Annotated in this window: 13 protein-coding genes; 1 reads left to right on the top strand and 12 read right to left on the bottom strand. The window is 38.9% G+C overall.

The annotated features are described in order from the left end of the window. Positions 1 to 11 precede the first annotated feature (11 nt). Positions 12 to 1,445 carry a helix-turn-helix domain-containing protein gene (locus FOL01_RS01845; protein WP_075269046.1) on the top strand — a complete coding sequence of 478 codons (1,434 nt, stop codon included), beginning with the start codon at positions 12 to 14 and terminating at the stop codon, positions 1,443 to 1,445. Between the two features lie 155 nt (positions 1,446 to 1,600). Here FOL01_RS01845 and gpmA read toward each other — a convergent pair whose 3' ends face one another. The 12 genes from gpmA to FOL01_RS01785 form a co-directional block, all read right to left on the bottom strand. Continuing rightward, entirely contained in the window at positions 1,601 to 2,320 is a 720-nt protein-coding gene (gene gpmA / locus FOL01_RS01840; RefSeq protein WP_075269045.1) for a 2,3-diphosphoglycerate-dependent phosphoglycerate mutase, read from the bottom strand. A 94-nt stretch (positions 2,321 to 2,414) separates the two neighbouring features. Continuing rightward, the gene (locus tag FOL01_RS01835; RefSeq protein ID WP_075269043.1) at positions 2,415 to 3,428 is read right to left on the bottom strand and encodes an NAD(P)/FAD-dependent oxidoreductase; all 1,014 of its coding nucleotides are present in this window, start codon (positions 3,426 to 3,428) and stop codon (positions 2,415 to 2,417) included. Positions 3,429 to 3,473: 45 nt separating this feature from the next. Beyond that, entirely contained in the window at positions 3,474 to 4,283 is an 810-nt protein-coding gene (locus tag FOL01_RS01830; RefSeq protein ID WP_075269042.1) for an SseB family protein, read from the bottom strand. A gap of 447 nt (positions 4,284 to 4,730) precedes the next feature. Beyond that, positions 4,731 to 5,906, bottom strand: coding sequence for an MFS transporter (locus tag FOL01_RS01825; protein WP_083603399.1), 1,176 nt, complete (start codon positions 5,904 to 5,906; stop codon positions 4,731 to 4,733). A 278-nt stretch (positions 5,907 to 6,184) separates the two neighbouring features. Continuing rightward, the gene (locus tag FOL01_RS01820) at positions 6,185 to 7,240 is read right to left on the bottom strand and encodes a BMP family lipoprotein (protein ID WP_075269039.1); all 1,056 of its coding nucleotides are present in this window, start codon (positions 7,238 to 7,240) and stop codon (positions 6,185 to 6,187) included. 180 nt (positions 7,241 to 7,420) lie between these two features. Continuing rightward, the gene (ispE, locus tag FOL01_RS01815) at positions 7,421 to 8,278 is read right to left on the bottom strand and encodes a 4-(cytidine 5'-diphospho)-2-C-methyl-D-erythritol kinase (protein ID WP_075269037.1); all 858 of its coding nucleotides are present in this window, start codon (positions 8,276 to 8,278) and stop codon (positions 7,421 to 7,423) included. Positions 8,279 to 8,426: 148 nt separating this feature from the next. After that, positions 8,427 to 9,626, bottom strand: coding sequence for an MDR family MFS transporter (locus tag FOL01_RS01810; protein ID WP_237342641.1), 1,200 nt, complete (start codon positions 9,624 to 9,626; stop codon positions 8,427 to 8,429). A gap of 174 nt (positions 9,627 to 9,800) precedes the next feature. Next, positions 9,801 to 11,216, bottom strand: coding sequence for a replicative DNA helicase (gene dnaB / locus FOL01_RS01805; protein ID WP_075269034.1), 1,416 nt, complete (start codon positions 11,214 to 11,216; stop codon positions 9,801 to 9,803). A gap of 119 nt (positions 11,217 to 11,335) precedes the next feature. After that, positions 11,336 to 11,788 carry a 50S ribosomal protein L9 gene (gene rplI / locus FOL01_RS01800; RefSeq protein WP_075269033.1) on the bottom strand — a complete coding sequence of 151 codons (453 nt, stop codon included), beginning with the start codon at positions 11,786 to 11,788 and terminating at the stop codon, positions 11,336 to 11,338. A 20-nt stretch (positions 11,789 to 11,808) separates the two neighbouring features. Then, positions 11,809 to 13,824, bottom strand: coding sequence for a DHH family phosphoesterase (locus tag FOL01_RS01795; protein ID WP_075269032.1), 2,016 nt, complete (start codon positions 13,822 to 13,824; stop codon positions 11,809 to 11,811). A 123-nt stretch (positions 13,825 to 13,947) separates the two neighbouring features. Next, positions 13,948 to 14,901, bottom strand: coding sequence for an ABC transporter ATP-binding protein (locus FOL01_RS01790; RefSeq protein WP_075269030.1), 954 nt, complete (start codon positions 14,899 to 14,901; stop codon positions 13,948 to 13,950). Beyond that, positions 14,901 to 16,004, bottom strand: coding sequence for an ABC transporter ATP-binding protein (locus tag FOL01_RS01785; protein ID WP_075269029.1), 1,104 nt, complete (start codon positions 16,002 to 16,004; stop codon positions 14,901 to 14,903). The genes FOL01_RS01790 and FOL01_RS01785 overlap by 1 nt, the downstream gene beginning before the upstream one ends. Between the last annotated feature and the right edge of the window lie 9 nt (positions 16,005 to 16,013).

Raw genomic sequence — 16,013 nt, 5'->3', positions numbered from 1 at the left:
TGGAGTCTACTATGTTAAAAAAATTCAAACCATTTCTAGGCCGGGAAAATGCACTTACCTTGTCTTTTTTCGAGCTACTATTTCAGTCAGAAAATAATGACTTATTACTAATTGAACTACAACAAAAATTGGATATCAGTAAATATAAACTAACCGTCACTTTAACAAGAGCACAAGAAATTAGTTCCCATTTCTCGGAAATAAATCTAAAAATCGATAAAACACACGTTACTTTTAGTACCATTAGTTATGCTACATTTAACAATCTAAAATCATATATCGCTGATCAATCTATCCCATTTCAAATTTTTATTTTTAACGGGATATTAGGACGAAATACCACAGAAGAACAGATTCAACAAAAGCTTAATATTAGTAGTGCCACTTACTTTAGAATCAGAAAACGATTATTTAACGATCTTAATATTAATTGTTTAGATGAAATGCAAATCCGTTTCTTAATCTTTGATGCATTAACGTATTTCAACTATTTTGATTACCTAATAGATTACAATGCCGCTGATTTAGCACCTTTCATCGCCCTTTCTGAGGACATTTGGGATTTTAAACTACCTGAAGATGTTTATCGTAGTTGCGCCAAATTATTAATGGTCAACTACATTCGATCTTTAACGCGTGGCGTTAAAAACGTTCCTGCAAAATATTATCTAGTGAACTATGAAACTTCTAAAAACATCCAAAAATTCACACATCGAATTATGCATAAACTAAATACTTCGCGCGAATTTGCTATTCAGAGTACGAATATGCTTTTAATTTATGTCTTATATCATGGCTCACTTCCAATTAAAAATATCAATCATTTAAATAATGCTAAAGAAATACAAGGGATTACTTCATTACAATTAAAAACTGCTCGAGAGATATTAGGTAACCAAGCCAATATAAAAGAATTCAATGAATTTACACATAACCTAGCAGCTGTTAATGCAGCAGCAATATTACCAATTGTGCCAATGCAAGACTCTATAAGTGACAAAACAATCATGTGGCATAAGGAATCACATCCTGGTATTGATTACTTATCCCAACAATTAACTGATATTCTACTCAGTCATTCCTCACAAGCGGATGATAGAGTACTTGATGAAAAACAATGTCGTTATTTATTTGGTATTTACATTTCAACAACCTTACCAGCAAACATTTTTGAAGATACTGTTTATCTTTCTGTCAATTTTACGCAAAGCCGTCTTTTAACACAGCATGTTTTGAAAGAATGTCAATCTCTTACTAATCTCAACATCGTTGCATATGAAGACATTGATGATAAAACAGATATTTATATATCCAATACTTATAATCCAAATTTTGATAGGCCACAAGTGATTTGGGATAACGTGCCAGAAGTGCCGGACTGGTTAAACCTATATAAATTGATTATTAAGGTTAAACATGAAAAATTTGCCATCAAAAAGCATTAGCTAACTTCTTCAATTAAAATTTTATGACTACATAAAAAATCAGGATTCCCTAAATTTGGAAATCCTGATTTTTATTTTCCAGATGATTCGCGAAATTACCCAATCAAAAAAAGACTACCAACATCACTGTCAGTAGTCTCTATCATAATTGCTAATTAAGCTTCAGGCTTCAAGATTTGCTTTGAAACAACATTCAAATTCTCATCCAAGTCATAAACCCATGGCTCACCATTGGCGATTTCAACACCCATGATGTCATCATCAGAGATTTGCTCAATGTGCTTTACTAAGGCACGCAATGAGTTTCCGTGAGCTCCGATAACAACGTTCTTACCAGCCTTCAAAGCCTTTGAGATATCTGAATCCCAGAATGGCAAGACACGATCCAAAGTTACCTTCAAGTTCTCACCCTTTGGCATTTCACCTGCTGGCACATCTTGGTAACGACGATCCAATGCAGGATACGTCTTACCATCAATTGTCATTGTTTCTGATTGCTCTTCTAGCAATGGAGGCAAAACGTCATATGAACGACGCCATTGATGAACTTGGTCATCACCCCACTTCTTCGCTGCATCGGCCTTGTTCAAACCTTGCAAAGCACCGTAATGACGTTCGTTCAAACGCCATGACTTAACTTCTGGAATCCACATTTGATCTGTTTCTTCCAAAGCCAAGTGCAATGTCGTGATGGCACGTGTCAAAACTGACGTATAAGCTTGGTCGAATTGAATACCTTCTTTAGCCAACAATTGTCCAGCTGTCTTAGCTTGAGCAACACCTTTGTCACTCAACTTTGTATCAACCCATCCATTGAATAAGTTCAATGCATTCCATTCACTTTGACCGTGACGAATTAAAACCAACTTTGCCATTGGTACACCTCTTTTTTCTAATTTTGTTCGTTATTATTGTAACAAATTTTCAAGATATTTAGTAGTAATTGGTAATCTTTTCACAAAATAATCACTAACGTTTAACAGTCCCATTTTCCAACGTCAATGCCGTGGAATGTGCTGGTCCTTGCTTTTCAGGTAGAATATGCGTCATCAAATCATTAATAGCGGTTGGTGCTTCACCAAAGCCAGTCGCAATCACATCATATTTGCCATCATAAGCAGCGACATCCCCAATTGCATACACATTTTTGACTGACGTCGCCATGTTTTGCGCCACCAAAACCCGGTTTTGATCGTTTAATGCTGGCTTAATCGTCCAATCAGCCATCACTTTGTTCTCGGTTTGGAAGCCGTAACTAACCACAACTTCATCTACCGTAATAACTTTCGTTTCCTCAGCACGGGCAACTTGCAAGGTTACTGATAAAGCGCCTGATACATCACGCGTAATGTTTTTAATCGTATATGGTGTCTCGATACTTACTGATGAGTGCTCAAGTTGTGTCAAATTGTGTTCTAATGCACGAAACTTATCGCGACGATGCGTAAGACTAACCTCGGCAGCAATTGATTCTAGTTGTAATGCCATATCGACTGCTGAATCACCACCACCAGCTACTAAAACACGTTTACCAGCGAATAAATCTTGTTCATGAATAGAGTAATGAATATTATCGGCAACATCATCCCCTAACAAATCTGCTGAAATACGGCGTGGTTCAAAGGCACCTGCCCCAGTGGCTAGTACAATACCCTTTGTATGGAACCCCGACTGTTGATCCATCTTAATTTGATAACCATCCTCATCCGGGATAATGTCTGTAACAGTTGCGCCTGATAAGATTGTTTGATCAAATTGAGACAGCTGTTCAGTTAAATCATCAATCAATGCTTGACCAGAAACATTTGTAAATCCCGCCACGTCTAAGATGGTTTTCTTTGGGTAAAAATTCGTAACTTGTCCACCCACATCGGGCAAGCTTTCAACAATGGCCACTTTTAATTCTCGTAAACCAGCGTAGAAGCCCGCGAACATCCCTACTGGACCAGCACCGATAATTGTTAAATCTACTTCTTCATTCATTATTATAGAAAACTTCCTATTACTATTTTATTGAGAACGACTCACTTAATCTAAAGTTCGATTGTATAAACTATCAAACTCTGACAGATCAACTTGGAAGTCAGATGCATAAACAATGTCAACTGCACTGCCTTCATCACCTGCTTTTTCTTCAAATGCTGTTGCTATTTGTTGGTAAAGAGCTTGCACTGCATCCCGATCTGGACCATCCACTACTAATAGATAGTTTGACGTATTGGCATCATTATTAGTCAACCAAAGAAGATACATGCTTTCAATGGTTCCCATTGCATCGTCAGCAATTCCAATCAATTCATAACGCAGTGGCGTTGGAATCAACTCTTCAGCTGACGTAATTTCCATTTCATTGTCGCCTGCTTCATCATGTTCATCCGCTTGCTGTTGTTCAGCAATTTGTTGTGCTATATAAGCGATGTTATCACGTGTGATTGGCATGCCATTAGTAAACGGATTTAAGGCTAATCCTTCGATATTCTGTGTATCATCGTCTTGCAAGATTGGCAAGTAATCCGATAACGCCATTGCCCAAGGGTAAACGGGTAAATCAGCTTCAATAGTTTGTGCATTATAGGCTTCCAAATCAGTAAACACTGGGAAAACGCCGTTACCATTTTCTAGTTCAAACGTTACCAGCTGCATTTGCGCATTATCTGGAATTTCAACACCACCATCATCCTTAACAATGGGTGGTTCTGAAAAATTAACTGGCGCAATAAATACAGCATCAATTAATGCTTGGATAAAGTTATGCTCCGTGACCTCATTTTGTTCCTCACGAAAAACTGCTATCGCATCAAGCAATTTATCGTTACGTAGTTCCTCATCATTATCCATGCGTAATCATTCTCCTTATAATTTCTCATCTCTTTTTAACAAGTATAACGGAAAAGCCTATGTTTGTCAGGGGCTCACCTTGCCATAATACAAAGGACAAACCTAGCTCCCAAAAATGATAATCCATATATGCTAAACACAAAAAGAGGTTGGGGAATTTTTATCCCAACCTCTTATTTCACATTATGACAAATCAAGGTCAATATCTGGCCATTAAATCAATGCCAAATAATTGTATCCACTATATGTATTTTAATGTGCTCTGCGTTTCCCCTCAAGCTACTAATTCATCATAGCTTAAAAGTCACTTAAAGTAAATACATACTTCGTGTTTTATTGATTTACCATAGCAAATAGTCGATAATATTGTGTTTATTGCCTAATAATATTAATATAAATGATTATTTTGAGTAAAACACGAACATTAATTAATGTATTACATATTTTTTAATCTTTGGCACCTTTATAGAATAATTTATACAAAATACCACATATGATTGGTAGCACTGCTGCAATCAAATACATTTGTTTGAAATCAACAAAATTACGCAAGGCACCTAACACGTAAGGCCCAACACCGATTCCTAAGTCCAAGCCAACAAAATATGTTGATAAGGCAACACCAACTCGGCTGACATCCTTCTCCAAATGCAAAGCAACTGCTTGACCATTTGACATAAACGTTCCATATCCCAACCCAATCAAGGCACCAGAGAATAACAATTCCCAAGCAGAGGTCGTTATACTTAACACAAACAAACCAATTGCTAAGAACAAGTAACTAGGATACATCACTGAGTTCTCACCATATCGATCAAAAATACGGCCTGCCATTGGACGGGTCACTGTAATAACTAAGGCGTACACCACAAAGAAAAATGAACTAACTGATACTAAATCAATTGTCTCAACGTAAGATGCCAAGAATGATAACACACTTGAATAAGCAAGTCCCATAACAAAGGCAATTGTCGCAATAAAGACAACTTTTGAATCAATAAAGGTATTAATTTTCCAACTGTCAGCTAATGCACGTTGATCCTTCGTCAAGTCCAAGTTATTGACCTTCAACATCAAGCAACCGGCAACGGTGAATGCCAAAATAACACTCGACATCATAACAATGAAGTCAATACTAGTTGCTTGTAACAATAGCATACCTAGGAACGGACCAATGGCCGCTGCCAAACTAGTACTCAAACCGTAATAATTAATCCCTTCGCCACGCCGTGATAATGGAATATATTCTGTCACAATCGCATTCGTTGCTGTCGAAACAGTTCCATAGAAAAATCCGTTTAATAAACGGACGATATAAAGCACCATCAGTGATGGCATATACAAATACATCAATGTTGTAATGAAGTACAAAACAATACCAACACGTAATGTTTGTCTACGTCCCAGAACCTCTAGCTTCTTTCCCACATAAAGCCGAGCTAATAACGTACCAATAACGTAAATTCCTGACGCCAATCCCGCTTGACTTAACGTTGCACCCAAATTTTCTTGAGCAACAACGGCAATGATTACCATTAATAAATAGTAAACCAAAAAAACTAAGAAATTAACCAGTGTAATACTGATAAACCCCTTATTGAATAACTTCTCCTTACCTTCCAACAGACCTCTCCTTAATAATAAAAATTAAATAAAACCTACCTTACTAAATTAATACTTTTTACCAGGTATAGTCAAGTTGATATAAATAAAATACAAATCTTTTAGTATTTAAAACATAAAAATTGAAAGCGTTTAAATTCATTAATATGGTCAATGGTTTTAAGTTTTACCTATTTTCAGGACATTAAAAAAACAAGTATCATAAAAACAATACTTGTTTAACCAGGAATGGCATAAAATGCGTTATAAAACACATTGTAATGATAATATTTTGTTAATTACTTAGCAGGAACTTTAACATCCCCACTGACAATATCCTTGCGGGCATCTTGCACAGCTTGCCAGGCATCACTTGTCATATGGCCACGTGTAATTGCAACACCCTTATCACTCAAACCATATACTAAGTGCTTACCACCAGGGAAGTTACCTTTAGCCGTCTTGTCAGTAACATCAACCACAGCCTTACCAACCTTCTTAACAGCAGAAGTCAATGTAAAGTTAGATTTACCATCCTTAGCTTTGTAGGCGCCATCATCATTTTGATCACGATCGACACCAACGACCCAAACCTTGTCGGCCGCGTTCTTTTCCTCATTCAAATCCTTTGCCTCAGTAAAGACCCCGGCTCCTGAACCACCAGCTGCCGTAAAGATAACGTCAGCACCGTTTTGATACATTGATGAAGCAATCGTCTTCCCCTTACCAGCATCGGTAAAGCTACCTACATATTGCGCATCAACCTGAATATCAGGATTAACTGACTTTGCCCCTGCAATAAAGCCGGCTTCAAACGTCTTAACAACAGCTGATTGCAGACCACCGACGAAACCAAGTTTATCTGTCTTCGTCATTTTAGCAGCAGCAACACCAGACAAATATGATGATTGTTCAGACTTAAAAGTAACCGATACTGTATTCTTACGAGCCTTGGCAACGTCATCAATAATCATATAATTTGTATCTGGATGTTTCTTTGATTGCTCATTAATTGTTGCAACCAATTGAAAACCAATACCGTAAACATTCTTAAAGCCGTCTGAACGTGCTTGATCCATGTTCGTTGTAAAATCTGCATTTGTCTTTGAAGGATAATAAGCATAACCGCCCTTGCCTTGCTTCACATCATTATCCTTTGCCCACGACTTCATGCCTTCCCATGCTGACTGGTTGAATGATTTATCATCAACACCACCACCATCGGTTACCAGCGCAACTGACGTCTTATCACTCTTATCATCACTTGACTTGTTTCCAGACCAAGCAGCATATGCACCACCTGCAATAATTACAACCGCGGCACCTGCCACCCACATCTTTGCGTTTGAAGCCATTTTTCTATCCCCTTTTTATAAAAGCTTACTCATATTGTTCGTCAATCACGAACTACACTTTAAATATAATGGGTAATGTTCAAAAAGTAAATAGTTTCGTTCGTTTTTAATGCAAATAAAAGCAAAAAAACAAGCTAAAATGTTTAAAACACGAACTTTGTTTCTTTGCTATTAAAAATCTTAATTTACTAACCGAACTAAATAGGTTTCTGACACAAATCCTCTAACGGCATTATAAATACGTTTTGCACGTGATGCCTTTTCAGAAATTGCAAATACGGTTGGCCCCGTTCCTGACATTTGTGCTGCATCAGCACCAAAATCATACATCTTTTGTTTCAAGCGTAGTATTTCTGGATATTTTGTACCAGTAATAGATTCAAGGACATTAAACATTTTGCAATATGCCGACTGGAAATCGCCAGCATTGACTGCTGCCATCAGCCCAACCATATCCCCATGTTGCACATTAGCATAGTCTACCAGCTTTAAAATTTTAGGCGTCGAAACGCTAATACCTGGTTTAGAAACGATCACCCATAAAGGTGGCAACGCCTGGGTCAGGGGTTCAACAACCTCACCACGTCCGCGAACACGAGCCGGACGAGAATAGACACAGAAAGGTACATCGGCATCAATCTGCAATCCCAACACTGCTAACTTATCTTCAGTGTAATTAAGTTGCCAAATACGATTTAATCCCCGTAAAACCGCCGCGGCATCCGAAGAGCCACCACCCAGTCCTGCAGCGACCGGTACGCGCTTCATGATATGTATTTCAATTCCCTCATCTTTACCGGCTATCGTGCGCATCAAACGCGCTGCTTGGTACGCTAAATTTTTTTCATTAAGTGGTAATAAACCACTCGTTGATTCAACAACAATATTCTGATGATCAGTCGTGGTACGAATTGTCACCGTATCAGCTAGGTCGATGGCCACCATTAACATGTCCCATTCTTGTTCACCATTTTTATGAATAAACGGGGTATCAAGGCTAATATTTAACTTTGCATAGGCTTGCTCTAATACTTCCATCGTGGCCAAGTCCTTTCATAGATTATTCTAATTATAGCAAGTTGACATTAATTGCGAAACAAAGTTAGTTAAATAATAATCATTTGATTAAAAAAAGATTGAAACAAAATAATTGTTCCAACCTCTTTGCGCTAAAAATAGATTAATTTTAACTTTCCTCATATCGAACCGTATGACGATAACCTAATACAATGCTTAGCAAAACACCAACAAATGCCACAAAGGTCAACGCAGCAGCTGCATAAAACAAAGTACTATAGCCCTGTTGTTGAATAATAAAACCACCCGCTAACGGGCCAACTGCCCGACCTACAGAGGGAGCAGCTGCCGATAACCCTTGATAACGCCCTTTCAACGATAACGGTGTTAGTTCATTGACTAATGCTGGAATCATTGGAAAGGCTGTCGCTTCACCAATAGTCGTAATCACCATCGCTAGCGCAAAACCAGTAAAGTGACGACTAAATGGTAATACTAGGAATGACAAGCCAAACATGATAATTCCCACAAATATTTGCACAAACATCGAGCGTCGATTAGCTGATAAGTTCAGTGCATTCATACCTAATTGAATTACCGCAATCAAAGCCCCGTTAATCGTCCAAAGCATTGAATATTGCCAAAGTGGTAATTTCAGCACACTATTCATATATACTGATAGATTTCCTTGCCACTGGGCATATGAAATCCACAAAACAACAAGCCCCAAGATACTAGAGTAAACAAGGACCAAGTTCCATTTTGGTAAAGTAACCTTGCTCGTTTGCTGCTCGCGTTTATAACTGCCCAAATTAATGCGAAACTTGCTATGCACAATAAAAAATAATACAACGTAAAGTATTAGTGCTAATACAAACAGCCATGTAATACCAAACGGATAAATTGGCCCAACTAACGCCGTTGAGAAGACCATTCCAAAATTACTCATAAAGTAAAGCATATTAAACACAAAGCGCCCATCATGCGATCGAACTTGTGTACCGTAGGCGTTAATGGAAGCTGTTAACCAGCCACCAAAAAAGACGACTAACGTCAAAATGATTGCATACGTTGGCCAACCATGCCAAAGAATAAACGCAATTTGTAGAATAATCATCGTGATCACACCAAACTGAATGAGTCGATAAGGTTTAAACTGATCAAACAGTCGCCCACTGATGATCGAACCAATCGCTTGCCCAACTGCATTAGCCATCATGACCCAACCAATCGTTACCAACGTTTGATAAAGCTCATTATATAAATAAACCGACGTTAATGGCCAAATAAAACCAATCGCAAAACTATTAATAAAACTCGCTGCTAATAACCAGCGTAATGACATTCCTTTTCCAACACTTTGCATCATAAACCTCTTTTTACCTGCTCACATAAATAGCGAGACTGGGACAAAATGTCCTAGCCTCGCTTTGCTTAAATCTCATTATTATTTGATTAATTTTAAGCTGCACTCTATGTTAAAAAACTCTTCCTATATTGTAACGAACTTTACAATATACCTGAGATTTTTGTTTCTCTTTCTTTAGCCGAATCCACCAGGTTCTTCATTATGAAAATCAATATTAGAAAACTTATTATATGACTTAACAAATAATAGCCGGGCAGTTCCACGAGCTCCCGAACGATTCTTTTCTAAAATAACTTCAATTTCACCAATATCTTGTTGTTCTTCATCACGAGGGTCGTTTTGATTATCCGTATCATCGTTAGACTTTTCATAATAATCTTCACGATACAAAAAGGCAACAATATCCGCATCTTGCTCAATTGATCCAGATTCACGAATATCCGACAACATTGGTCGCTTGTCTTGACGTTGCTCAACACTACGTGAAAGTTGTGATAACGCAATGATTGGCACGTTCATCTCCATCGCCATCATCTTAATCGCACGTGAAATTGCCGAGACCTCTTGCTGACGCCCTTCATTACTTGTACCTTGAATTAGTTGCAAATAATCAATAATCACTAAACCTAAGCGACCTTCACGTTTATAAAGGCGCCGTAGCTTCGACCTGATTTCTGTCACCTTAATACCAGGTGTATCATCAATATAAATATTTGTTCGAGCCAGTGATCCTGTTGCCACTGCTAATGAATTCCATTCCTCAGGCTCCAACTGTCCAGTTCGCATATGCTGCGAATTAATATTTCCCTCCGCCGCTAACATACGATTAACCAAAGACGTATCTGGCATTTCCAACGAAAATATAACAACTGGTAGTGTCGGGTCAGCAACCGCTACCTTTTGAGCAATGTTCAATACAAATGCCGTTTTACCAACGGCAGGACGCGCAGCAATAATGACCATTTCACCATCATGAAAACCAGTCGTTAAATTATCGAGTGCCGGAAAACCTGAAGCTAACCCCGTAACAGTTTCATCAGTACGTGAATTTTGTTCAATTTGTTCAAAAGACTTATTAACAACGTCGGCGATATTCTTAAAGTCGGCACTCTTCTCACCACCATTAATTAAATCCAACTTTGTTGACAAGTCCGCAACTGCATCATCGACCGAATCGCTACCCTCATAAGTTTGGGTCAAACTGTCCTGTAGGGTATCAATCATATTACGCCGTACTGAACGCTCACGCACGATTCTAGCATAATACAAAGCATTACCAGCAACCGGCACACTTGATGCTAACTCAGTTAGGTAGGCCATGCCACCCACATTCTCAACCTGATTATCTTTATCTAATTCATCAGTGATGGTTAAGATATCGATTGCTCTTTGTGTCTCATCCAGCGCTAAGATAGCTGAATAAATCAAACGATGCGCTGTCCGATAAAAATCATTGGGCTCAAGAATTGTCATAATATCCGCCAATAAATCTTGGGGATCTGTTGCCAACAGAATTGAACCCAGCACAGCTTGCTCTGCTTCAGCATCTTGTGGCACACGTAATGGTGCGCCTTCATTTTGATCAGCCATGTGAACATAACCTCCTTCCAAAATAGTCTACTGTTCATTGTACCAAATTACTAACAATTAAAAAATAGAGACATAACCGTATCATTTTACCGTTAAATCTCTATTTAATGCCTATTTAATTATTGTTCATCAGTATGCACGCGAATGTTTGCTTCAACGTCGCGATGTAACTTGACCTTCACATTGCGATAACCTAGCGCACGAATAGGCTCTTTCATATCCATCTTACGCTTATCGATCTTAATCCCAAATTGATCAAGTAAAGCTGCGACAATTTGCTTTGAAGAAACCGCTCCAAACAAACGACCATCGGTACCTGCTTTTGCTTTTAGCTCAACGACCGTCTTGTCATCCTCTAACTTATTCTTCAGGGCAACGGCTTCAGCTTTCTCTTCGGCAGCTTCACGGTCAGCAGCTTTCTTTTTACCACGTAAGGCAGAAACATTCGTATTCGTTGCTGGCTTAGCCTTTTTATTTTTAATCAAAAAGTTATTGGCATAACCATCAGGGACATTCTTTACTTCACCTTTTTTACCGCGACCTTTTACATCTTCTAAGAAAATAACTTTCATTGTTTCATACCCTCTTCTTACTAATTTTCTTGCTCATCATCATCTTTGTTGATTTCGGCTAACAGTAACTCATAAACTTCCTCAGTAGACGTATCTTTAACCTGAGTTGCCGCATTACTTAGATGGCCACCACCGCCCATGGCTTCCATAACTAGTTGAACACTAACGATTCCGGTTGAACGGGCTGAGATAGCCACGGTGTCATTGTCACGTCTGGTAATAACATATGATGACGTCACCCCAATCATTTGTAGCAATGAGTCTGCCGCTTGTGCAGCGACAACTGAATCATATTGTGAATCATCTTCACCAACCGCAATGGCTACTGAACCATGAATTTGGGCCCGCTCAATGAGATGGGCTCGATTACGATATGAATCGACCGTTTCTTTCATAAAGTCCTGCAACAAATTACCATCAGCGCCAACGGCACGCAAATAGCTGGCTGCATCAAATGTACGAGTACCAGAACGTAACGTAAATGACTTGGTATCAATTTGGATACCAGCTAACATTGCCGTCGCTTCCAATCTACGCAAACCTTGTGCGCGTCTTGGTTGATATTCAAATAATTCAGTCACTAACTCAGAAGTTGATGAAGCATACGATTCCACGTAAACCAATTGTGGTTCCTCTGGGAATTCTTCACCACGTCGATGATGGTCAATAATTACTACCCGATTTTTTAAGGCTTCATAGACCTCTTGCGACTCTGACAACGATGGCTTTGAATGATCAACAAGTACTAACAAACTTTGATCTGTCATTTGTGTCAAAACTTCATTTGGTGTTAATAATGCATTCTCATCAGCAACATCTTCAGACATTTGTTCAAGCAACAAACCAATATCTGAATGTTCCCGACCGGTCTCTTCGTAAACTACCCACGCTGGTTTGCCCAACATTTCGGCTAATCTACGAACACCTAGGGCACCACCAAACGAATCCATGTCCGGACGCTTGTGGCCCATAACGAAGACTTGATCGGCTTGATCAAACAAATCAGCCAATGCTTGTGAAATAACACGCGCACGAACACGCGTTCTTTTAGCCATTGGATTTGTATTACCACCATAGAATCTTGCGGAACCAGTCGATGATTTAACAACAACCTGGTCACCACCACGACCTAATGCCAAGTCTAAGTTTGCTTGCGCATTTTCAGCTAATGTATCAATTGCCATTTCATTATAAGCAATACCAATACTCAACGTAATCTGAGCATTTTGCACAGATGTTGATTCACGAATCGCTTTTAATAAATTGAACTTATCATTTTCAGCTTTTTCTAGAGCCGAGCGATAACCAATCAGCAAGTACCGATCGACAGACAAACGCCGTGCGTAAATCTCGTGATCTGTCATCCAGTCCGATAAAGTTTTCGTGACATAAGTACGTAAAGTCGATGCCTCGGCATCACTCATTCCCTCAGTCACCTCATCATAATTGTCTAGTGAGACAATTCCCAAAAACAATTTATGATCTTCAAAATCTGCTGTTACTTGTGCCGCAGTCGTGCGATCCATTAAATAGACCGCATTCAATTCTGGTTGTACTTGTAATTGAAATACGTGCCCTAACCACTCTAATTCAGTCACCCGCTTTTCTTCATCCGGCCAAAGACTAACGATCTCAGCCAATTGTTCAGAAACTTGTTGCAAGTCACTACCAACAATTGCTTCATTACCTAATAATTGCTGAATATATGGGTTGACCCATTCAATTTCACCTTCGTCAGTACAAAGGATAACCCCTAAAGGCATTTGAATAATTGATTCTTGCTCACCACGATTAATACGATAAGATAAATTTTCAATATAATGCGTTGTCTGTTCACTTAAGCCTTGAAGTGTTTTAAAAATAACGATTAATGCAATGATGACTAGTATCAGCCAAATAATACCTACAATCCAATTAACGAACCAAGCTAAAATTGTCCCCACGATTGCAATAAATGATACTAAGGCTGCCAAGCCACCAAGGCGTTGATTTTTAAAGAATGTCGGTAACGCTGTAAATTTTCTCACCCGTCTCACCTAGCCTATTCTTTTATTTGTATCGTATCATTATACCATAAACACACATATCCATAAAATCAGCCCCTTTGTATACAGAAAAACGTACACCAAGTTAAAACTCAATGTACGTTTTTCACATTTTTAATCAATTAAACCAAATTCACGGGCACGTTCTTGATAACCGGCAATTTCATCTTCACCAGCCCAAACAAAATGCTGTGGTGCAATTTCGACCATCTGACGATCACGACCATCTAATTCATCGGTTGGATCATACTCGATTGGCACACGTTGCTCTTCAACACTTGGATCTGGTACCGGAATCGAACTTAGTAATGAGCGCGTATAGTCATGTAATGGATGATTATATACTTCATCAGCACTACCGATTTCGACCATTTTCCCCCAGTGCATAACACCGATTCGGTCAGAAATGTATTTCACCATCGACAAATCGTGGGCAATGAATAAGTAAGTCAGTCCCTGCTTTTGTTGTAATTCTTTCAACAAATTAACAACTTGGGCTTGAATAGAAACATCCAAGGCCGAAATAGGTTCATCAGCAATAATAAACTTAGGACGCACGGCTAACGCACGCGCAATACCAATACGTTGACGCTGTCCACCAGAGAACTCATGTGGATAACGACTAGAATGATCACGATTCAAGCCAACTGTTTCCAACAAGTCTTCAACCTGCTTTGAACGATCAGCATCGTTCTTAGCTAAGTGATTAACATCAATTCCTTCCGCAACGATATCTTTCACCTTCATACGCAAATCAAGTGATGCTTGTGGATCTTGGAAAATCATCTGAACAGCTTGATGGAACTTACTTAACTTACCACGCTTTTTTAATTTGGCTAGGTCTTCACCTTCAAACAAGATTTTACCATTAGTTGGTTCATACAATTTCATAATTGCCCGACCAATAGTTGTCTTTCCTGAACCTGATTCACCAACCAACCCAAATGTTTCACCTTCATAAATATCAAATGAAGCATTTTGAACCGCTTTTGTTTCATTAGACTTACCTTCATTAAAAGTAATATCTAATCCTTGCAGTTCAACTAATTTTTTACGTTCATCGGCCATTACTTGCCACCTCCATTTCCAAGAACAGCAGCATTGTCGACAGCAACGGCCTTTGAACGATCCGCTTCTGGATGTTCAGCTTGGAAGCGTGCCCAACGTTTTTGCACCTCTAGAGGTGGTTCAACTTCAGGTGCACGTTCGTCTAATAGCCATGTCGCAGCGTAATGCGTCTGTGATAACTTAAAGAATGGTGGCTTAACCTTTTCATCAGCAGCAATTGCATAACGATTACGTGCAGCAAAGGCATCGCCAACTGGTGGATTCAACAAATCTGGTGGTGTACCTGGAATAGCCTCTAACTTACCACGTTCTGTCTTAGTCGTTGGCATTGAATTCAACAAGCCCCAAGTATAAGGATGTTGTGGGAAGTTGAACACTTCATCAACTTTACCAATTTCAATAATTTCACCAGCGTACATAACTGCAACACGATCGGCCATACCGGCAACCACACCCAAGTCGTGGGTAATAAAGATAATTGAACTGTCTGATTGTTCTTGAATATCCTTCATCAAGCGCAAAATTTGGGCTTGAATCGTTACATCCAATGCAGTTGTTGGCTCATCGGCAATCAGAATTTCTGGATTGTCAATTAGAGCAATCGCAATCACAATACGCTGACGCATTCCACCAGAAAACTGGTGTGGATAATCATTAATATGAGCGGCTGCATTTGGAATACCAACCAGTTTCATCATTTCCAAGGCCTTATCCCAAGCCTTTTTCTTACTATAATGTTGATGCTTGATTAATGGTTCAGCAATTTGTTGACCAATCTTCATGGTGGGGTCCAACGACGTCATTGGGTCTTGGAAAATCATTGCAATCTCTGAACCACGAATTTTTTGCATTTGTGCTTCAGACTTACCAATAATTTCCTCACCTTTAAATGTAATTGATCCTTTTTCAACACGTGCATTTTTAGCTAACAAGCCCATTAAAGAACGAGTCGTCACTGATTTACCAGAACCAGACTCACCCACTATCGCTAATGTTTCACCTTTGTACAAATCAAATGAAACGTCGCGAATGGCTTGAACACTTCCATTATAAGTATTGAAATTAATTTTAAGGTCATCAACCTCAAGAATTTTCTCTGCCATATCTCTACT

It is taken from the genome of Weissella thailandensis (assembly GCF_001932615.1).
Taxonomy (GTDB): domain Bacteria; phylum Bacillota; class Bacilli; order Lactobacillales; family Lactobacillaceae; genus Weissella; species Weissella thailandensis.
The sequence above is the reverse complement of the archived record's forward strand: the minus strand, read 5'-3'. Positions and strand labels throughout refer to the sequence as shown.